Below are 18,955 nucleotides of genomic sequence, written 5' to 3'. Positions count from 1 at the left end.
TGGCGTCCGTGCCGAGCCGAGACTTCGCCCAGCAGCGCCACGACGTGCGGCGGTTCGTCGACGAGGAGCTGATCCCGCGGGAACCGGTCCTGGATCGCAACGACGCGAGCAGTGCCGAGGCGATGGCGGAGCTGAAGAGCCTGGCCAAGCAGCGGGGCGTCTGGGCGCTCGGGCACCCGGCCGCGATCGGCGGCGGCGGCCTGCCGTTCATGGACTACGTCATGGTCAACGAGATCGTCGGGCGTTCGTACTGGGGAACAGAAGCCCTCGGCACACTGTCCTTTCAGGACTGTCTGATGCTGCTGGAGTTCGGCACCGAGGCCCAGCGGAAGCAGTGGATCCCGCTGCTGTTCGAGGGCGTGACCGGACCGACGATCGGCATGACCGAGCCCGAGGTCGCCGGCTCCGACCCGACGCTGATCCAGACCACCGCGGTGCTCGACGGCGACGAGTGGGTGATCAACGGGCACAAGTGGTTCACCTCCGGCGCCAACCGCGCCATGTACACCACCCTCTTCGCCAAGACGGACCCGGACGCGCCCAAGCACCAGCAGTTCTCGATGATCCTCGTGCCCACCGACACGCCCGGCTACAACATCGAGCGGGTCGTGCGGACCATGGGCCACTACGGCGGCAACCACTGCGAGGTCCGCTACGACAACGTGCGGGTGCCGGCCGAGAACCTGCTGGGGCCCCGGGGCGGCGGCTTCGCCGTGGCCCAGGCGCGGCTCGGGCCGGGCCGGATCACCCACAGCATGCGCTGGCTCGGGCAGGCCCAGCGCGCCTTCGAGTTGATGTGTGACCGCGTCAAGACCCGCTTCGCGCACGGCTCGCTGCTGTCGGAGAAGGGTGAGGTCCAGCGCTACATCGCCGAGTCGGCCGCGCACATCCAGGCGGCCCGGCTGATGACCTTGGACGCGGCGCGGAAGATCGACGCCGGTCAGGACGCCCGGATCGAGATCTCCCTGATCAAGTTCTTCGGCGCGCAGATGCTGCACGACGTCGTCGACCGCGCGCTGCAGGTGCACGGCGCGCTGGGCGTCACCGAGGACACGCCGCTCGAGCGCATGTACCGCGACGCCCGCTACGCGCGCATCTACGACGGCCCGGACGAGGTGCACCGGATGGTGGTCGCCAAGCGACTGCTGCGCGGCGACTACCGGGAGCAGGCGCCGTGGTCGGAGATCGTGCGCTGACCACGCACCGCGACAACTGACGGAAAAGGAGTTTCGATGACGACGAGCGACTACCGAACCAGCCCGGCGGATGTCTCGCTCGCGCTGGCCGAGCGACTGGCCACGGCGATCGACGCCAACGACCTCGACGCCCTGCGCGACGAGATCTACACGCCCGACGTGGTGGTCTGGCACAACGACGATCAGCACGAGCAGCGCGTCGACGAGAACCTCAAGGTGCTGAACTGGCTGCACCGCAAGGTCGGCAACAAGCGCTACGAGGACGTGGTGCGCCACGCGACGCCGACCGGCTACGTGGAGCAGCACGTGCTGCGGGGGACCGCGCCCAACGGCACCGAGCTCGAGATCCCCGCGTGCCTGGTGGTGACGGTGACCGGTGGGCGGATCTCGCGCATCGACGAGTACCTCGACAGCCGAGCCGCCGCCGCGCTGCGGTCATGAGCCGGCCATGAGTCAGCTCAGCGCTGCCGAGCGCGACCAGTGGCGCTCCTCGGTGGCCGCCGTGGTCGCCCGCTGTACACCCAGCGGGAACTGGGATGCGCTGTTCGACCTCGGTGTCGCCGAGCTCGGGCTCGAGGACCTGGCGGTGGCGATCGAGGAGTGCGGCGCCGTGCCGGCCGCCACGCCGTTGCTGGGCCACATGTTCGGCCTGCGGGCGCTGCGTGCCGCGCCCGCGTCCCCGGAACGGGACCGGCTCCTGGCGGGCGCGGTCAGCGGCCGGCATCGGGTCGCGCTCGTGCCGGCCGACGGCGGGCGGACCTACGTGCTCGAGGGGGGAGCGGCCGACACCTTCGTGATCGCGACGGGTCCGGATCTGTTCGTGGTGCCGGCCGATGCCCGCGGCGTCGTGCGGCGCCCGCTGCCCACGCTCGACCCGTCGCGCGTCCTGTGGCACGTCGAGTTCCACGGGGCGGTGACGACGCCGCTCGGCCGCGACGGCGAGTGGAAGGCCGAGCGGCTGCGGTCGGAGCTCGCCGCGCTGGTCGCGGCGGACTCGATCGGCGGGGCCCGGGCCGTGCTGCGGGGCGCCGTGGACCACGCCCGGCAGCGCATGCAGTTCGGCCGCCCCATCGGCTCGTTCCAGGCGGTCAAGCACCGCCTGGCCGACGTGTCGAGTCAGCTCGACGGGACGGTGGCGGCGGTCGACCACGCGGTGCGCCGGTTGGATGCCGACGCCCCGGACTCGGCGCTGGCCGCCGCGGTCGCGAAGCTCGCCGCCGCCGACGCCTATCTGGCGGCGGCCGAGGGCGCGATCCAGACGTACGGCGGCATCGGCTTCACGTGGGAGCACCCCGCGCACATCTTTCTCAAGCGGGCCCACACCAACGGTCAGCTCGCCGGCGGTGCGGCACTGCACCTGGAACTGGTGGCCGACCGGGCCGGGATCGGCTCAATCAACTGAACCCTGGAGGGCGCATCATGGCCGAGCGAGAATTCGAGATCGGCGGCATCAACCACCTCGCGCTGGTGTGCAGCGACATGCGCCGCACGGTGGACTTCTACACCAACGTGCTCGGCCTGCCGTTGATCAAGACGGTCGAGCTGCCGAACGGGATGGGGCAGCACTTCTTCTTCGACTGCGGCGGCGGCAACGCCCTGGCCTTCTTCTGGTTCCCGGGTGCGCCGGACAAGGTGCCCGGTGTGACCCATCCCGGTGCGCTGCCCGGGGTCGGTGACATCGCCAGCGCCGTCGCGTCGATGAACCACGTCGCCCTGCAGATTCCGGTCGACAAGTTCGACGAGTACCGCGAGCGGCTCCAGGCCAAGGGCGTGGAGGTCGGGCACGTCGTGTTCCATGACGACAGCCCGTCCACGATCGCGCGGCGCATGCACGACGGCGTCTACGTCGGCTCGCTGTACTTCTTCGACCCGGACGGCATCCTGCTGGAGTTCGCGGCCTGGACGCGGAAGCTGACCCCCGACGACGTCCGCCACGAGCCGGCCGCGCCTGTGGTGAAGACGGCCGCGAAAGCCTGAGCGGTCTCCTGTTCCCTTTATCTGAAACTGATGTCAGTATCAGCTCACACCCCCCAATCCCCTTTGCCTTGATGGAGGCATCCATGAGGACGCTGCGGACCCGCCTCGCTGCGGCGATGCTTGTTCTGCCACTCGCGTTATCCGCCTGCAGCAACGACAAGACCAAGTCACCCGCCGCCGCCCCGGGCGGCGGCTCATCGGCCGGCAACCCGGTGAAGGTCATGCTGATCTACGACGAGACCGGTTCGGGTGCCGCCCCCGAGCTCGTCGACGGCGCGAACGCCGGTCTGGCGCAGGTGAACGCGAACGGTGGCATCAAAGGACGGCCGATCGAGATGACCGTCTGCAAGACCGGCAACGACCCGAACATCGCGGACAACTGCGCCCGCCAGGCCCAGAGCCTCGGGGTGTCGGCCGTGGTCGGCGAGCTCACCCTGCAGAAGGGCCACGAGAAGATCCTCCGGGAGGCGAAGATCCCGATCATCGGTGCCGTCACCTCCGGCACGGACCTGACGGAGATCGCGCAGTTCCCCCTCGACGGCAGCACGCCGATCCAGACCGCGTCGCTGGCCAACGCGCTGGCCGCGCAGGGCTTCAAGAAGATCAGCATGGCCCGCATCCAGATCGACGGCGGCGGGGCGTTCAGCGGCTTCGCCAACCAGGGCCTCACGTCCGCCGGTCAGAAGATCCTCAACGACGTGCCCGTGCCGACCGGCGCCGCGGACATGGCGCCCTACGTCCAGGCCGTCCTCGCGGGCGGCACCGACGCCATCCTGACCGTGCTGCCGGGCACCGACTCGACCGCCTTCATCAAGCAGCTCAAGAAGGACGCGCCGAACATCGCGATCGGCATCATCGGCACGCAGAAGGAGAAGGTCGCCGACGCCCTCGGGGCAGCCTCGGACGGACTCTACGAGGCACTGGGCTACCTGCCGCCGTCGTACGAGAACACGGCCACCAAGAACTACGTCGCGGCCATGTCGAAGCAGGGGATCAGCGAGACGCGGGGCTTCCGGCTCAACGCCTACGCCGCCGTCCTCGCCTTCGCCGAGGCGGCCAAGAAGGTGCCCGACCCGACCAACACCGCCCTGTGGGACGCGCTGCCGACGATGAGCGGCATCGACATCGGCCTCACCCCGCCGATCCAGTGGCAGAAGGGCAACGTGGGCGGATACCCGCGGATCTTCACCTCCTGCGCCTTCATCGTGAAGTACAGCGGCGGCAAGGAACTGCCGGTGTACGACACCTTCCGCGACGCCTACACCGGCCAGAACTGCACCACTCCGCCGAAGAGCTGAGGACCGGGCCCACACATGCTGACTGACGTGATCAGGTTCGCCGTACTCGGGCTCGGGGCCGGCGCGATCTATGGCCTGTCCGCCCTCGGAATCGTGCTGATCTACCGCGGCTCCGGGATTCTGAACTTCAGCCAGGGCGCGGTCGGCATGGTGGGCGCCTACGTCTTCTACCTGCAACGCGAGGCCGGCATGGCCACGCCGGTGGCGGCGCTGCTCGCCATCGGCGTGGGCCTGGCCATCGGCGCGCTGATCCATCAGCTCGTCATGCGACCACTGCGGGACGCGCCGCCGGTGTCGCGGCTCATCGCGACACTGGGTGTCTTCGCGTTCCTCTTCGGCCTGGGTCAGTACCTGTTCGGCGTGGGGAAGGCCCGGATCGTCTCCTCGATCCTGCCGGACGGGTCGACGACCGTGCTGCCGGGCATCCGGATCGGGACCGACCGGCTCGCCATCCTCGGCGTCGGGCTGGTGCTGGCCGTCGTGCTCACGGTCGTGTACCGCTCCACCCGCTTCGGCCTCGCCACCTCGGCCGTGGCCGAGAACGGGCGGGCGAGCTCGGCGCTGGGCATCTCCCCGGACACCATCGCGACCGTGAACTGGATGGTGGGCTGCGCGCTCAGCGTGGTGTCGGCCGTGCTCATCGTCAGCATCGGCACGCTGCAGGTGGAGAACCTGGCGATGCTCATCGTGCCGGCCCTCGCCGCCGCCCTGCTCGGCGGCTTCAAGTCCTTCCCGCTGACGATGGCCGGCGGGCTGCTGATCGGCATGCTCGAGTCCGAGGTGGCCTGGATCGGCACGCGCCAGCACGCCGACGGCTGGGGCCAGACGGTGCCGTTCATCGTCATCATCCTCGTGCTCGTCATCTCCGGGCGTTCCCTGCCGCTGCGGGGCGAGGCGATCCAGCGCCCGCCCCAGCTCGGCACCGGCGTCGTGCGCCCCCCGGTGCTGCTCGGCACCGGGCTCGTCGCCCTCGGGCTGCTGTACTTCGTGTTCCCGCCGGCCCTGCTCAGCGCCACCGAGATCACCCTGGCGCTCGGCCTCGTCGTGCTGTCCCTCGTGGTCGTCACCGGCTACACGGGACAGTTGTCGCTGGCGCAGATGGCGCTCGCCGGTATGGGCGCCTGGATCGCCGCCCGCCTGGTCGCCGATCACGGCGTGCCGTTCTGGGCCGCGCTCCTGATCGGCGTCGTGGGCGCGGTCCCGGTCGGCATCATCGTCGGCCTGCCCGCGCTGCGGACCCGGGGCATGAACCTGGCCGTGGTGACGCTGTGCCTGGCCGTGGTGCTGGAGCACCAGATCTTCTCCTCGACCGAGCGCACCGGTGGGTTCACGGGCATCAACGTGGGCTCGCCGAAGATCTTCGGCATCGACATGGACACGTACTTCTGGCCCAGCCGCTACGCGATCTTCTGCCTGGTGCTGTTCATCCTGGCCGCCCTGATGGTCGCGAACCTCCGGCGGGGCCGGGCCGGCCGCCGTCTGGTGGCCGTCCGGTCCAACGAGCGCGCCGCCGCCAGCATCGGCATCAGCGTGGCCCGCGCCAAGATCTTCGCCTTCGGCATCTCGGCCGCCCTGGCCGCGGCCGGCGGCGTCCTGCTGTCGTTCCGGCAGCCGAACGTGACCTTCGTGCCGACGTACACCGCCTTCCAGTCCATCTTCGCGGTCGTGTTCTCGATCATCGGCGGCATCGGATACCTCGTCGGTGCCGTCATCGGCGCCATGTACGCCCCGGCCGGACTGCTCTCCGGGGTGATCTCGCAGCTCTTCCCCGGCACCGCGTTCGCGCAGTTCATCTCGCGCAACGAGGTCGGGCAGATGATCCTCGGCCTGACCCTGCTCATCGTGCTGCCGCAGCTGCCCAACGGCCTGGCCACGCAGCGGCTGCCCGCCGGGCTGATCCCCAAGTGGATCACGGCGCGCAGCGGCCGCCGGACGCGCCGGCGGGATGTCGCGGAGCTGGAGGGTGAGACGGCGTTCAGCGTCGTCGAGCGGCCGGTGGAGGTGAGCGGGCTGACGGTGCGGTTCGGCGGCGTGACCGCGCTCGACGACGTGGCGCTCAACCTCGTGCCGGGCCAGGTCCACGGGCTCATCGGGCCGAACGGGGCGGGCAAGACGACCCTGATCGACGCGTTGACCGGGTTCGTCGACGGCCCGGGCGCCACGATGACCCTCGACGGCCAGGACATCGGCCGCTGGCCGGCCCAGCGCCGGGCCGCGGCCGGCATCAGCCGCTCCTTCCAGAGCCTCGAACTGTTCGAGACGATGACGGTCCGGGAGAACCTGCTCGCCGCGGGCGACCGCCAGGACTGGCCCGCGTTCCTGTCCAACCTCGTCCTCCCGGGCCGGGACCGGTACTCGCCGGCGGCGCTCGCCGCCATCCGCGAGTTCCACCTGGAGGACGACCTCGAACGCAAACCCGACGAGCTGCCGTACGGCCGCCGCCGGCTGCTGGCCATCGCCCGCTCCGTCGCCACCGGCGCCTCGGTCCTGCTGCTCGACGAACCGGCCGCCGGCCTGGACGACACCGAGACCGCCGAGCTCGGCCACCTCATCCGCCGGCTCGCCACCGAGCTGCGGATGGCGGTGCTGCTCGTGGAGCACAACGTCTCCGTCGTGCTGGACGTGAGCGACCAGGTCTCGGTCCTCAACTTCGGCAAGGTGATCGCGACCGGGACGCCCGCGGAGATCCGATCCGACCCGGCCGTCATCACCGCCTACCTCGGCACCCAGGACACCGCTGACGGCTCTGCCGACGAGGCTGCCGCACAGACTGGTCCGATCGAGGTGATCGAGCGCGAACCGGCGCCCGCGACCAGGGCGGCCGCGGACGGCGAGCCGCTCATCGAGGCCCGCGGGCTCAGCGCCGGATACGGGGACCTGGCCGCGCTGCGCGACCTCGACCTGGTGGTGCGGCCCGGCGAGATCGTGGCGCTGCTCGGACCCAACGGCGCGGGCAAGACCACGACGCTGCTGACCCTGGCCGGCGAGCTGAAGCCGCTGGCCGGCACCGTGCGGTGGCGCGGCAGACCGGCCTCGGCCCGGCTGCACCGGCGAGCCCGCGAGGGCATGGCCTTCGTGCCCGAGGAACGCTCGGTGTTCATGCAGCTGAGCGCGGCCGAGAACCTGCGTCTCGGCCGCGGGCCACGCTCCCTCGCGCTCGACGCGTTCCCCGAACTGACCCCGCTGCTCGACCGTCGGGCCGGCCTGCTGTCCGGTGGCGAGCAGCAGATCCTGACCCTGGCCCGGGCGCTCGCCGGACGGCCCGCCCTGCTGCTCGCCGACGAGCTCTCGCTCGGCCTGGCGCCGCTGGTCGTCGACCGGCTGCTACGGGCCATCCGGCAGGCCGCCGACGAAGGGCTGGGCGTCCTGCTCGTCGAACAGCAGGCGGCGCGGGCACTGGAGGTGGCCGACCGGGCGTACGTGCTGCGGCGCGGCCGGGTGATCACCGAAGGGGCCTCGGCCGAACTGTCCAGGGACTGGTCGAAGCTGGAACGCAGCTACCTGAGCGAGGTCGCGAGTGGGTGAGACCGCGCCTCAGGAGCTGGACCCGGCCCGCGTGCTGCCCGGCCTGCTCCGCCGGCGGGCGACCGAGCTGGCGGACCAGGACTTCCTGATCGACGTCGAACGGGGCCGGGTCACCTACGGCGCGTTCCAGCGGCGGGTCGAGCAGTTCGCCGGGCTCCTGCTGCAGCAGGGTGTGCAGCCGTCGGACCGGGTCGCGGTCCTGCTGCCCACGTGCGTCGACGAACAGGCGTTGTGGATCGCGTGCGGGTGGCTGCGCGCCGTGCAGGTGCCGATCAACCCGGCCTACCGCGGCGACATGCTCCGGCACGTGCTGCACGACTCCGGGCCCCGCCTGATCGTCACGGTCGGGGCCCGCGCCGACGAGCTCCGGCAGGCCGCGGACGCCGACGCCGCGGTCTTCGTCCTGGAGATCGGGCAGCCGCTGGTGTACGGCCCGCCGGTGCTGGCCGGGCTCGAGGATCCGAAGCCGTGGGACACCGCCGCCATCATCTACACCTCCGGCACCACCGGGCCGTCCAAGGGCGTGCTCACGCCGTGGGGCCAGCTCATCACCGGCATCGACACCTTCGACGACGTCGGCCCCGGCGACGTGCTGTACGCACCGTTCGCCGCGTTCCACCTGGGTGGCAAGGTGCCGCTGCAGATCGTCGCGCACTGGGGCGGGACGTTCGTCTTCCGCGACGGCTTCAAGACCGACCGCTTCTGGCCGGACGTCCGCGCGCACGCCTGCAACCGGGCCTGGGCCTTCTACGCGATGGCGAACTTCCTCTGGCAGCAGCCGCCCCGCCCGGACGACCGCGACAACCCGGTCGAGAGCATCACCGGTGGCCCGCTGCTGCCCGACTACGCGGCGTTCGAGCAGCGGTTCGGGCTGCGGATGCGGACCAACTACGGGATGACCGAGGCAGGCTGGCCGATCGCGACCGGCGATCACGTCGTCGACCACCGCAGCTGCGGTCGCGCCCGGGACGGATACGAGCTGCGCATCGTCGACGACTTCGACGCCGAGGTCCCGGCCGGCCACATCGGTGAGCTGATCGTGCGCTCCGACCGGCCGTGGACGATGAACCAGGGCTACCTGGGCCGGCCCGCGGACACCGCGCGGGCGTGGCGCAACGGCTGGTACCACACCGGAGACGCCTTCCGCCGGGACGAGACAGGCAACTACTACCTCGTCGACCGGGTGAAGGACGCGGTGCGGCGGCGGTCGGAGAACATCTCGTCGTTCGAGGTCGAGTCGATGGTCACCGCCCACCCCGATGTCCTGGAGTGCGCCGCCATCGGCGTGCCGTCCGACGACGGGGAGGAGGAGATCAAGATCTGTGTCGTGCCGATGCCGGATGCGACGCTCGCTGCCCCGGCGCTGTCGGAGTTCCTCGCGGCCACGATGCCGCGGTTCATGGTCCCCCGCTACATCGAGTTCCTCGACGATCTGCCGAAGACCCCGACCAGCAAGGTGCGCAAGGTGGAGCTCAAACGCGACCCGTTCACCGCGGGCACGTGGGACCGGATGGCCGAACGATGAACGAGACAGCCCTCACCGCTGCCCTCGGCGAGCCGGTGACCGGATTGGAGCGGCTGACCGGCGGCTCGTCCCGCGAGGTCTGGGCCCTGGAGGCCGCGGGCCGCAAACTCATCCTCCTGGCCGATCCGCCCGGTGAGCGCCGCGGCGGTGGCGCCACCTTCGAGGCGAGCGTCATCCGGGCCGCCCGCTCGGCCGGCGTCGCGGCGCCCGAAGTGATCGCGGTCGTGCCCGGCGGACTCGTCCTGCAACGGCTCGACGGCGAGACGGTGCCGCGGCGGATCCTCGACGTGCTGACGACCGGCTCCGCCGGACCACGGCTGGCCCGTCAGTGCGGCGACGCCCTCGGCCGGCTGCACACCGTCGATCCGGGCGCCGTCGCGGCCCTGCCGGACGAGGACCGGCTCGTCGAATACCGGGCGACCCTCGACCGGCTCGACCCCGACCGGCCGGTGCTCGAGCTGGCCTACGGTTGGCTGCTGGAGCGCCGGCCGCCGCGCCGCCGGACGACCCTGACCCACGGTGACTTCCGGCTCGGGAACTTCGTGGTCGACGGCGACGGTCTCGTCGGGGTCCTCGACTGGGAGTCGGCCCACCGCGGCGACCCCCTCGAGGATCTCGGCTGGATCGCGGTGCGCAGCTGGCGGTTCCGCGGGCCGGGCGTGGTCGGTGGCTTCGGCGACGTCCAGGACTTCCTCGACGGATACCGGGCGTCGGCGGGCGTGGACGTGTCCGACGCCGACTTCGCGTGGGCGGTCGTGCTGGGCACGTGGATCTGGGCGGTCGGCTGCCTGCAGCAGGCCGACCGGCACCTGTCCGGGACGACCCGCTCGATCGACCTGGCGCTGGTCGGCCGGCGGGTGGTCGAGGTGGAGCACGACCTGCTCGGGCTGCTCCGGTGACAACGGGAGTACACATGCCATCGCACGCCGCGGTTCCCGACCACAACGAGCTGTTGACGGCCGTCGTGGAGACATTGCGCACGGAGCTCCTGCCGCAGGTCAGCGGGCGCTCCCGATACCTGCTCAAGGCGTGTGCCGCCGCGCTGGAAGTGGTGCAGCGAGACCTGACCGCCGGGACCGAGCGCCACCGGGTCGACGGGGCGGTCTTCGCGGAGCTCGGCGTGCCGGACGAACGGGCCCTCGTCGCCGAGATCAGGGCCGGCCTCGCCCCGGACCGGTTCGCCGCGATCCTCGCGGCGCTTGGCCCGCGCACCGAGGTCGAGCTGCGCGTCCTCGGCCGCGCCGATCGTTAGGCCGGGCTTTGGTCCTCCGGGCGCCAGTAGATGGCGTGATACCAGATGCCGGCGAGCGAGTCGATCGCCGCCTCCTCGTCGACGACGGAGTCGCCGTTGTCACCGCCCTGAGCCAGCCACACGTAGCAGGAGAGCTCGAGCATCGAGGACAGCGCGGACGAGGTCATCCGCACGTCGATGCCCGGGCAGTAGCCCTCCTTCTGGGCGTGTTCGACGCCGTGGGCGATGAAGTCGATGGCCGACCGCCGGATGTCCCGCCAGCTCTCCAGGAATGCCGGGTCCGCCATCGACGCCTGGAACACGCCGCTGAGCGCGCCGAGCCGGTCGCGGTAGGTCTCCCAGAAGATGGTGATCGCCATCCGGATGGCTTCCTTGGGCGGGCGGCCCTCCTGGTACGGCACCGCGATCTGGGCGCGGGTGTCCTCGTGGAAGGCTTGGGCGAGGGCGGCGAGCACGTCGGCCTTGTCGGTGAAGTAGTTGTAGAAGCTCGCCGACGACCGGCCCGCGGTACGCGCGATGTCCTCGACCTTCGTCGACAGGTAACCGCGGGTCGCGAACTCCTTGCGGGCCGCCTCGAGGAACGTGGCCGCCGTGCGCGCCCCTTTGGAGTACTGGCGTGGCATCGCCCCTGCCCCCGTCCGACACCGAGCTCTGAGAACTAAAAGTGATATTAACATCAAGTTTTGCGCCTGAATTCGGGGCGTGCGACAGGAGACGAACGGCATGATCGAGACCCGCTTCACCCGCGAGTTCAACGTCAGGCACCCCATCGTGCAGGGCGGGATGCAATGGGTCGGCCGAGCCGAGCTGGTGGCCCCGGTGGCGGACGCCGGCGCACTCGGATTCCTCACCGCGCTCACCCAGCCGACGCCAGAGGCGCTCGTCAAGGAGATCGCCCGCTGCCGGGAGCTGACCGACCAGGAGTTCGGCGTCAACCTCACGATCCTGCCGGCGATCTCGCCGCCCCCGTACGCCGAATACCGGGCCGCGATCATCGAGTCGGGGATCCGGACCGTCGAAACGGCCGGGTTCAGCCCGGCGGAGCACATGCCCGCCTTCAAAGCCGCGGGCATCAAGGTGATCCACAAGTGCACGAGCGTGCGGCACGCGGTCAAGGCCGAGTCGCTCGGGGTGGACGCCGTGAGCATCGACGGCTTCGAGTGCGCCGGTCATCCGGGGGAGGACGATGTGCCCGGGCTCGTGCTCATCGCGGCCGCGGCCCGCCGGGTCTCCGTGCCGATCGTCGCGTCGGGCGGGATCGCCGACGCCCGCGGCCTGATCGCCGCGCTGGCGCTGGGAGCCGACGCGGTGAACATGGGCACCCGTTTCCTCTGTACCGCGGAGGCCCCGGTGCACGAGAACGTCAAGCGGAAGATCGTCGAGGCGAACGAGCGCGACACCACCCTGATCTTCCGGACCCTGCACAACACCGCCCGCGTCGCGACGAACACCGTCAGCCGTGAGGTCGTCGAGATCCTGCGGGCCGGCGGTGAGTTCGCCGACGTGCGCGACCTCGTCGCCGGGGTCCGCGGCCGCGAGGTCTACGAGACGGGCGACATGGAGCGAGGGCTCTGGACCGTGGGGCAGTCGCAGGCGCTGATCGACGACATCCCGACGGTGGCCGAACTGGTCGCACGCATCGTCGCCGAGGCCGAAGACCTCATCACCACCCGTCTCTCCCCGCTGGTGTCGGGGGAGGGACGATGACGGACGACGCAGTCCTGGTCACGACCGACGGCCCGGTCGCGACCGTCACCCTGAGCCGCCCCGACCGGCTCAACGCCCTCGACCTCGCGGGTATGCGACTGCTGGGGAGCCGGCTGCACGAAGCGGCCGGCCGGCCCGGCGTGCGCTGCATCCTGCTCACCGGGAAAGGGCGAGCCTTCTGCGCCGGCGCCGACGTCTCCCCGTCCGGCGCGGCGACCGGCGGCGCGGACGGCCGCGCGATCGTCGCCGCGGCCAACGACGCGGTCCTCGCCGTGATCCGCGCCGACGTCCCGGTCGTCGCCGCGGTGAACGGGCCGGCGGTCGGCGTCGGCGTCTCGTTCGCCCTCGCCTGCGACGCGGTCGTGGCGGCCGACACGAGCTGGTTCCAGCTGCCGTTCGTCAACATCGGGCTGGTGCCCGACGGGGGCGCGAGCCACCTGCTCCCGGCGGCGATCGGGCGGGTGCGGGCGAACCGGATGGCGCTGTTCGCCGAGCGCGTGCCGGCGCCGACGGCGCTGGCGTGGGGCCTGGTCTCGGACGTCGTCCCGGCCGCCGACCTGCTCGACACCGCCCGCACACTGGCGGCCGGGACCGCCGGCGCGTCACGCGAGGCGCTCCGGCGCGCCAAACTGGCCCTCCGGCAGGCGGCGGCCGACGAGCTCGAGGCGGCCATGCGCCGCGAACTCGAGGACCAGGGCGAGCTGCTGGACGGACCCGACTACACGGAGGGCCTGGCCGCACTGCGGGAGCGACGACCGCCGGCCTATCCCGCGTAGGAGCGTTCGCGGCGGAGTGCTTCGCGGGCGATGCGCCGGACCCACGACTTCGCGCCGCCCATGGTGAGGGTCGGCGCCCGCTCGGCCAGGCCGGCCGCGGCCCGCATCGCGTGACGGACCGGCCCGGCCCGAGGCGGGCCTCCGCGACGCCGACCCGGGCGCACCAGCTGCCGTACGGACCTACTGGCCTTCCCAGACCGGCGCCCGCTTCTCGGCGAAGGCGATCGGCCCCTCGACGGCGTCCCGGCTGCCGAACACGAGCGCGGCCGCCTCGTCGTTGACGGCCCACGGCTCACGGCGCGACCACTCCGGGTCCCAGGCCGAGCCGGACTCGGCCACCTGATGCATGACCCGCTTGGTGTACTGCACTGACAGCGGCGCGTTCGCGGCGACGCGCCCGGCCAGCACCATCGCCTCATCGAGCGCGGCTCCGGGCCGGGCGACCACGTTGACCAGGCCCCACTCGGCCGCCTCCTGCACGTCGACGGCGTCACCGGTGAGCGCCATCTGCAACGCGCGCTTGAGCGGAATCTGCCGCTGGAGCCGCACCACCCCGCCCGCGGCGGCGACCAGGCCCCGCTTGACCTCGGGCAGGCCGAGCCGGGCGTCCTCGGCCGCGACCACCAGGTCACAGGCGAGGGCGATCTCGGTGCCGCCGCCCATGGCGAACCCGTTGACGGCCGCGATCAGCGGCTTGTCGATCCAGTGCCGGGCGATACCGGCGAAGCCCCACTCCGGGTGCTCCGGCGCGGCGATCGACCGCCCGGCCGCCAGCTCCTTGAGGTCGGCGCCGGCGCAGAAGGCCCGGCCGTTGCCGGTCACGACCACGACCCGCACCTCGGGGTCGGCCGCCGCCCGCTCCAGCGCCTCCCCGGCCGCGGTGGACAGTGCCGCGTTGACGGCGTTCAGTGACGCGGGCCGGTTCAGCCGGATCACGGCGATGTGCCCGGCCCGCTCATACAACGCGGCCGGTTCGGTTTCGACGGTCGTCTTCGTGTCTGTCATCGTGTCTCCAGGACGTCGCGCGCGATGATGTGTTTCATGATCTCGGTGGTGCCGCCGTAGATGGTGGTGACGCGGGTGTCGGCGTACGCCCGGGCGATGGGGTACTCGAGCATGTAGCCGTAGCCGCCGAACAGCTGGACGCAGCGGTCGACGAGGCGCTTGTGCATCTCCGTCGCCCACCACTTCGCCTTGGCCGCGTCCACCGCGTTCAGCTCGCCGCGGTTGAACCGCAGCACGGCGTCGTCCACGTACGCCTGGGACACCTCCAGCTCGGTCAGCATCTCGGCGATGGCGAACCGGGTGTTCTGGAACGACGCGATGCGCTGGCCGAACGCCTGCCGCTGCGTGACGTGTTCGACGGTCCAGCCGAGCGCCGCCCGGGCCCCGGCGCATGCGGCGACCGCGATCCCCAGCCGCTCCAGCGGCAGGTGGCTCATCAGGTGGTGCAGCCCCCGGCCCACCTCGCCGAGCACGTTGCCGGCGGGGACGATCACGTTGTCGAAGAACAGCTCCGCGGTGTCCTGTGACTTCAGGCCGACCTTGGCGAGCTTGCGGCCGCGTTCGAAGCCGGGCATCCCGCGCTCCACGACCAGCAGGCTGAACGCGCGGCTCCCGGCGTCGGGGGCAGGATCGGTCCGGGCGACCACGATCACGAGGTCGCTCAGGATGCCGTTGGTGATGAACGTCTTGGCGCCGTCGAGGACCCAGCCGTCGCCGTCGCGCCGGGCCGTCGTCCGGATGCCCTGCAGGTCCGAGCCGGTGCCGGGCTCGGTCATGGCGATGGCGCCGACGGTCACGCCCGAGCAGAGGGCGGGCACCCATCGCTCGGCCTGCTCCGGTGTGGCCAGGTCGAAGAAGTACGGCAGCACGATGTCGGCGTGGGCGGAGAACCCCGAGCCCAGCGACGCGGCGCCGACCTTGGCGAACTCCTCCATCATCGCGCAGCGAAAGCCGAAGTCGCGCAGGGCTCCGCCGCCGCCGTGCTCCTCGGGCGCGTTGATGCCCAGCAGCCCCTGTCGACCGGCCTCGAGCCACGGCTCGCGCGGGATGATGCCCGCCTCGTCCCACGACTCGATGTGCGCGGTGACGTGCCGGCTGAGGAACTCGGCGACGGTGGCGCGGAACGCCTCGTGGTCGGCGGTGAAGAACGGGCGGCGGGCCCACAGGTCTCTGCTCATGTCGTCACAGGCGTTCGATGACGGTGGCGTTGGCCATGCCGCCGCCCTCGCACATGGTCTGCAGCCCGTAGCGGCCGCCGGTGGCCTCCAGGTGATTGAGCATCGTGGCCATCAGCCGGGTGCCGGAGGCGCCGAGCGGGTGGCCTAGCGCGATGGCGCCGCCGCGGGGGTTGAGCTTGTCGAGGTCGCCGCCGACCTCGGCCAGCCACGCCAGCGGAACCGGGGCGAAGGCCTCGTTCACCTCATAGGCGTCGATCGCGTCGATGCCCAGACCGGCCCGCGCCAGCACCTGCCGCGTGGCCGGGATCGGCGCCGTCAGCATGAGCAGCGGGTCGTCGCCGGCCACCGCGAACGCGTGGAAGCGGGCCCGCGGGCGCAGGCCGAGCTTCGCGGCCACGTCCTCGCCCATGATCAGCGCCGCGGAGGCGCCGTCGGTCAGCGGAGAGGAGTTGCCGGCAGTGATCCGCCAGTCCAGGTCCGGGAACCGTTCGCGCATCTCGGGGACGTCGAAGGCGGTGCGCAGCCCGGTCAGGCTCTCGGGGCTCGTCGCCGCGCGGATCGTCTCGTCCGCGGCGAAGCGGCGGTCGTCCTCGCCGATGGTCACCGGCACGATCTCGTGGTCGAAGCCGCCGGCCTCCGCGGTCTCGGCCGCGAGGCGGTGCGACCGGGCCGAGTACTCGTCCAGCCGCTCCCGCGACAGCCCCCACTTCTGGGCGATGAGCTCGGCGGAGACGCCCTGGTTGACCAGCCCCTCCGGATAGCGCTGGGCCAGCCCGGGCCCCTGCGGGTCCTGGCCTATCGTCGAGACGCCCATGGGCACCCGGCTCATCGACTCCACACCGCCGGCGACGACGATGTCGTAGGCCCCCGCCATCACGCCCTGCGCGGCGAAGTGCATCGCCTGCTGGCTGGACCCGCACTGCCGGTCGATGGTCGTGGCCGGCACCGACTCCGGCCAGCCCGCGGCGAGCACGGCGTTGCGGCCGATGTTCATCGCCTGCTGGCCGGCCTGGCCGACGCAGCCGGTGATGACGTCCTCGACCCGCCCCGGGTCCAGGTCGTTGCGCTCGGCGAGGGCGCGGAGCACGGTGGCGTAGAGGTCGACCGGGTGTACCCCGGACAGCGCTCCGCCCGGCTTGCCCTTACCGGAGGCTGTCCGGACGATGTCGACGATGACCGCTTGACGCATGATCTCTTCCTTCCGTCGGTGAGGCAGTCGGTGAGCCCGTCGGTGGGCCCGTCGGTGAGCACTGCTCAGCGCGGGGCCATGCGGATGGCGCCGTCGAGGCGGATGGTCTCGCCGTTGAGCATCGGGTTGGCGACGATCGCCGCGACCAGCTGCGCGTACTCCGCCGGGCGGCCGAGCCGGCTCGGATGCGGCACCTGGGCGCCGAGCGAGTCGCGGACCTCCTGCGCCAGCTGGCCCAGCAGCGGGGTCTCGAAGGTGCCCGGGGCGATGGTGACGACGCGGATCTTCAGTGTCGCCAGGTCGCGGGCGATCGGCAGGGTCATGCCGACGATGGCGCCCTTGGACGCCGAGTAGGCGGCCTGCCCGATCTGGCCGTCGAACGCGGCCACCGACGCGGTGTTGACGATGACCCCGCGCTCCTCGCCGGTCACCTCGTTCTCCGCCATCGCCGCGGCGGCCAGGCGCAGCACGTTGAAGGTCCCGAGCAGATTCACCCGGATGACCCGCTCGAAGTCGGCGAGCGGGAACGGGCCCTGCTTGCCGACGGTCCGGATCGCGTTGCCGATGCCCGCGCAGTTGACCAGGACGGCGAGGCCGCCGTCGTCGTTGGCGAGCGCGACCGCCGACTGCACCGCCGCTTCGTCGGTCACGTCGGCGCCGGCGAACCGGACCGCGTCGCCCAGCGCGTCGAGCCGGCCGCGGTCGGCGCCCGGCAGGTCGAGGGCCACCACCCGGGCCCCCGCGGCCGCGAGGGTCTCCACCGTCGCCAGGCCGAGCCCGGACGCGCCTCCGGTCACCAGCGCCTGCTTGCCCCGGACATCCATGCCACGACCTCCGTATCTGGTCTACTTAGTTAGCGATCGCTAAGCTAGCCTTCGAGGGCCTGCGAAGGCAATCATTCGTGACGGATTTGGCGAGCGGGACAGAGGCGGGGATGACAGTGAGCGACGACGCGTCCGGCTGGCGGGAGTACCCACCACTCGAGCTGCATCCGCTGCTGGCGCTGGCGTTGGACGAGATCGTCGAGCACGGCTACGACGGCACGTCGGTCCGCAAGATTGCCAACCGGGCGGGCGTCACCGTGCCGGCGCTCTACTACCACTTCGAGAACAAGCAGGCGATGCTCCGGGAGCTGCTCGACCATGCGATGCGGATCGTGCTCACCCACGCCCGGGCCGCGCTCGACGAGGCCGGCGCCGACTGCACGGCCCGGCTCGGCGCGCTGGTCGAGGCCATCGTCCTGTACACCGCCCACCATCGCGACCTGGCGTTCCTCGACTCCGAACGGCGCAGCCTCACCCCGGAGAACCGGGCGCACTACGTCGCCCAGCGCGACGAGCTCGAGGGCGAACTGCGCGACGCGATCCGCGGGGGAGTGGCGCAGGGCGTCTTCCGCACCCCGCACCCGGACGAGTGCGGCCGGGCGATCCTGTCGATGTGCCAGGGCGTCGCCGGCTGGTTCCGGCCGGGTGGTCCGGTCGACGAGGCCACCATGGCCCGCCGGTACGCCGACCTCGCGCTCGCCACCGTGCAGCACCAGAAAGGGACAGGACGATGAGCGGACCTCTCGACGCGTTCCGGCTCGACGGGCGGGTGGTCGTCATCACCGGCGCCAGCTCCGGGCTCGGGCTGGGTTTCGCCCGGGCGGTCGCGGCCGTCGGCGGCCACCTCGTGCTCGGCGCCCGGCGCCTGGACCGGCTGCAGGCGGCCGCGGACGAGCTGCGGGCGCAGGGCGCGACCGTGCTCGTCCAGGCGGCGGACGTCGCGGTGCCCGAGCAGTGCCAGGCCCTGGTGGACGCGGCGACGGCGGAGTTCGGGCGCGTCGACGTGCTCGTCAACAACGCCGGCCTCGCCGTCTCCGTGCCGGCCTCGAAGGACACCCCCGACTCCTTCCGCCAGGTCATCGACGTGAACCTCAACGGCTCGTTCTGGATGGCGCAGGCCTGCGCCCGGGTGATGCCGGCGGGCTCCTCCATCGTCAACGTGGCGAGCGTCCACGGCGTCGTGGCCTCGCGGTTCCCGGGGGCCTCCTACGCCGCGAGCAAGGCGGGCGTGATCGGGCTGACCCGCGATCTCGCGCAGCAGTGGTCCCGCCGCAAGGGCATCAGGGTCAACGCCCTGTGCCCCGGCTACGTCGCCACCGAGATGACGGCGACGGGTGAGGACAAGCTCCGCGCCATGGTCGCCGAGCACAGCCTGCTGGGCCGCTTCGGCGAGCAGTCCGAGATCGACGGGGCGCTGCTGTTCCTGGCGAGCCCGGCGTCGTCCTACGTCACCGGCACGACCCTCGTCGTCGACGGCGGCCTGTCCGCCATCTAGTACATGAT

The 18,955-nt window shown here is 71.8% G+C and carries 18 protein-coding genes; 13 read left to right on the top strand and 5 right to left on the bottom strand.

Features of this window, described 5'->3' with window-relative positions; translation table 11 throughout:
• The first annotated feature begins 8 nt into the window (after window positions 1–8).
• The 9 genes from ACQEVZ_RS00580 (at window position 9) to ACQEVZ_RS00540 (ending at window position 10,773) form a co-directional block, all read left to right on the top strand.
• Window positions 9–1,196, top strand: coding sequence for an acyl-CoA dehydrogenase family protein (locus ACQEVZ_RS00580; RefSeq protein WP_360567498.1), 1,188 nt, complete (start codon window positions 9–11; stop codon window positions 1,194–1,196).
• 36 nt (window positions 1,197–1,232) lie between these two features.
• Entirely contained in the window at window positions 1,233–1,637 is a 405-nt protein-coding gene (locus ACQEVZ_RS00575; RefSeq protein WP_360567497.1) for a nuclear transport factor 2 family protein, read from the top strand.
• Window positions 1,638–1,644: 7 nt separating this feature from the next.
• Window positions 1,645–2,598 (top strand): acyl-CoA dehydrogenase family protein, encoded by a 954-nt coding sequence (locus ACQEVZ_RS00570; protein ID WP_433359709.1) that lies wholly within the window; start codon window positions 1,645–1,647, stop codon window positions 2,596–2,598.
• A gap of 17 nt (window positions 2,599–2,615) precedes the next feature.
• Window positions 2,616–3,173, top strand: a complete 558-nt coding sequence (locus ACQEVZ_RS00565) for a VOC family protein (RefSeq protein WP_344513068.1) — start codon at window positions 2,616–2,618, stop codon at window positions 3,171–3,173.
• Window positions 3,174–3,256: 83 nt separating this feature from the next.
• Window positions 3,257–4,471, top strand: coding sequence for an ABC transporter substrate-binding protein (locus ACQEVZ_RS00560; protein ID WP_433359706.1), 1,215 nt, complete (start codon window positions 3,257–3,259; stop codon window positions 4,469–4,471).
• 15 nt (window positions 4,472–4,486) lie between these two features.
• Window positions 4,487–7,996: an ABC transporter permease subunit gene (locus ACQEVZ_RS00555; RefSeq protein ID WP_433359703.1), complete on the top strand. Its 3,510-nt coding sequence runs from the start codon at window positions 4,487–4,489 to the stop codon at window positions 7,994–7,996.
• A complete protein-coding gene (locus ACQEVZ_RS00550) occupies window positions 7,989–9,521 on the top strand; it encodes an AMP-binding protein (RefSeq protein ID WP_433359700.1) in 1,533 nt (510 codons plus the stop codon). The genes ACQEVZ_RS00555 and ACQEVZ_RS00550 overlap by 8 nt, the downstream gene beginning before the upstream one ends.
• Complete coding sequence (locus tag ACQEVZ_RS00545) at window positions 9,518–10,420, top strand: phosphotransferase family protein (RefSeq protein WP_433359697.1); 903 nt, start codon at window positions 9,518–9,520, stop codon at window positions 10,418–10,420. The genes ACQEVZ_RS00550 and ACQEVZ_RS00545 overlap by 4 nt, the downstream gene beginning before the upstream one ends.
• A 14-nt stretch (window positions 10,421–10,434) precedes the next feature.
• Window positions 10,435–10,773, top strand: a complete 339-nt coding sequence (locus ACQEVZ_RS00540) for a DUF6285 domain-containing protein (protein WP_433359694.1) — start codon at window positions 10,435–10,437, stop codon at window positions 10,771–10,773.
• Here the strand turns inward: ACQEVZ_RS00540 and ACQEVZ_RS00535 are convergent.
• Window positions 10,770–11,396, bottom strand: coding sequence for a TetR/AcrR family transcriptional regulator (locus ACQEVZ_RS00535; protein ID WP_344513056.1), 627 nt, complete (start codon window positions 11,394–11,396; stop codon window positions 10,770–10,772). The two genes, ACQEVZ_RS00540 and ACQEVZ_RS00535, sit on opposite strands and share 4 nt — an antisense overlap.
• A 79-nt stretch (window positions 11,397–11,475) precedes the next feature.
• On the opposite strand from ACQEVZ_RS00535, the gene ACQEVZ_RS00530 reads away from it, so the two are divergent.
• Both ACQEVZ_RS00530 and ACQEVZ_RS00525 read left to right on the top strand, forming a co-directional pair.
• Window positions 11,476–12,480, top strand: a complete 1,005-nt coding sequence (locus ACQEVZ_RS00530; RefSeq protein WP_433359690.1) for an NAD(P)H-dependent flavin oxidoreductase — start codon at window positions 11,476–11,478, stop codon at window positions 12,478–12,480.
• Window positions 12,477–13,256: an enoyl-CoA hydratase/isomerase family protein gene (locus ACQEVZ_RS00525; RefSeq protein ID WP_433359687.1), complete on the top strand. Its 780-nt coding sequence runs from the start codon at window positions 12,477–12,479 to the stop codon at window positions 13,254–13,256. The genes ACQEVZ_RS00530 and ACQEVZ_RS00525 overlap by 4 nt, the downstream gene beginning before the upstream one ends.
• Window positions 13,257–13,436: 180 nt before the next feature.
• On the opposite strand, the gene ACQEVZ_RS00520 is transcribed toward ACQEVZ_RS00525, so the two are convergent.
• The 4 genes from ACQEVZ_RS00520 to ACQEVZ_RS00505 form a co-directional block, all read right to left on the bottom strand.
• On the bottom strand, window positions 13,437–14,261 hold the full coding sequence (locus ACQEVZ_RS00520; RefSeq protein ID WP_433359684.1) for a crotonase/enoyl-CoA hydratase family protein: 825 nt from the start codon (window positions 14,259–14,261) through the stop codon (window positions 13,437–13,439).
• On the bottom strand, window positions 14,258–15,439 hold the full coding sequence (locus ACQEVZ_RS00515) for an acyl-CoA dehydrogenase family protein (protein WP_433359681.1): 1,182 nt from the start codon (window positions 15,437–15,439) through the stop codon (window positions 14,258–14,260). The genes ACQEVZ_RS00520 and ACQEVZ_RS00515 overlap by 4 nt, the downstream gene beginning before the upstream one ends.
• 4 nt (window positions 15,440–15,443) lie before the next feature.
• Window positions 15,444–16,628 carry a thiolase family protein gene (locus ACQEVZ_RS00510; protein WP_433359678.1) on the bottom strand — a complete coding sequence of 395 codons (1,185 nt, stop codon included), beginning with the start codon at window positions 16,626–16,628 and terminating at the stop codon, window positions 15,444–15,446.
• A gap of 65 nt (window positions 16,629–16,693) precedes the next feature.
• Window positions 16,694–17,452, bottom strand: a complete 759-nt coding sequence (locus tag ACQEVZ_RS00505; protein ID WP_344513047.1) for a 3-hydroxyacyl-CoA dehydrogenase — start codon at window positions 17,450–17,452, stop codon at window positions 16,694–16,696.
• Window positions 17,453–17,562: 110 nt separating this feature from the next.
• Between ACQEVZ_RS00505 and ACQEVZ_RS00500 the strand changes: the two genes are divergently transcribed.
• On the top strand, window positions 17,563–18,186 hold the full coding sequence (locus ACQEVZ_RS00500; protein WP_433359675.1) for a TetR/AcrR family transcriptional regulator: 624 nt from the start codon (window positions 17,563–17,565) through the stop codon (window positions 18,184–18,186).
• On the top strand, window positions 18,183–18,947 hold the full coding sequence (locus ACQEVZ_RS00495; protein WP_433359672.1) for an SDR family NAD(P)-dependent oxidoreductase: 765 nt from the start codon (window positions 18,183–18,185) through the stop codon (window positions 18,945–18,947). Before ACQEVZ_RS00500 ends, ACQEVZ_RS00495 begins: the two co-directional genes overlap by 4 nt.
• Window positions 18,948–18,955: the final 8 nt, after the last annotated feature.

The organism is Dactylosporangium sp. CA-152071, assembly GCF_050936335.1.
GTDB lineage: Bacteria > Actinomycetota > Actinomycetes > Mycobacteriales > Micromonosporaceae > Dactylosporangium > Dactylosporangium maewongense.
The sequence above is the reverse complement of the archived record's forward strand: the minus strand, read 5'-3'. Positions and strand labels throughout refer to the sequence as shown.

Bases quoted from the DNA above. Each gene is read 5' to 3' on its own strand.
- ACQEVZ_RS00535 (WP_344513056.1), bottom strand. From the start codon at position 11,396: ATGCCACGCCAGTACTCCAAAGGGGCGCGCACGGCGGCCACGTTCCTC.
- ACQEVZ_RS00510 (WP_433359678.1), bottom strand. From the start codon at position 16,628: ATGCGTCAAGCGGTCATCGTCGACATCGTCCGGACAGCCTCCGGTAAG.
- ACQEVZ_RS00505 (WP_344513047.1), bottom strand. From the start codon at position 17,452: ATGGATGTCCGGGGCAAGCAGGCGCTGGTGACCGGAGGCGCGTCCGGG.
- ACQEVZ_RS00520 (WP_433359684.1), bottom strand. From the start codon at position 14,261: ATGACAGACACGAAGACGACCGTCGAAACCGAACCGGCCGCGTTGTAT.
- ACQEVZ_RS00545 (WP_433359697.1), top strand. From the start codon at position 9,518: ATGAACGAGACAGCCCTCACCGCTGCCCTCGGCGAGCCGGTGACCGGA.
- ACQEVZ_RS00560 (WP_433359706.1), top strand. From the start codon at position 3,257: ATGAGGACGCTGCGGACCCGCCTCGCTGCGGCGATGCTTGTTCTGCCA.
- ACQEVZ_RS00565 (WP_344513068.1), top strand. From the start codon at position 2,616: ATGGCCGAGCGAGAATTCGAGATCGGCGGCATCAACCACCTCGCGCTG.
- ACQEVZ_RS00495 (WP_433359672.1), top strand. From the start codon at position 18,183: ATGAGCGGACCTCTCGACGCGTTCCGGCTCGACGGGCGGGTGGTCGTC.
- ACQEVZ_RS00515 (WP_433359681.1), bottom strand. From the start codon at position 15,439: ATGAGCAGAGACCTGTGGGCCCGCCGCCCGTTCTTCACCGCCGACCAC.
- ACQEVZ_RS00540 (WP_433359694.1), top strand. From the start codon at position 10,435: ATGCCATCGCACGCCGCGGTTCCCGACCACAACGAGCTGTTGACGGCC.
- ACQEVZ_RS00570 (WP_433359709.1), top strand. From the start codon at position 1,645: ATGAGTCAGCTCAGCGCTGCCGAGCGCGACCAGTGGCGCTCCTCGGTG.
- ACQEVZ_RS00555 (WP_433359703.1), top strand. From the start codon at position 4,487: ATGCTGACTGACGTGATCAGGTTCGCCGTACTCGGGCTCGGGGCCGGC.
- ACQEVZ_RS00575 (WP_360567497.1), top strand. From the start codon at position 1,233: ATGACGACGAGCGACTACCGAACCAGCCCGGCGGATGTCTCGCTCGCG.
- ACQEVZ_RS00500 (WP_433359675.1), top strand. From the start codon at position 17,563: ATGACAGTGAGCGACGACGCGTCCGGCTGGCGGGAGTACCCACCACTC.
- ACQEVZ_RS00525 (WP_433359687.1), top strand. From the start codon at position 12,477: ATGACGGACGACGCAGTCCTGGTCACGACCGACGGCCCGGTCGCGACC.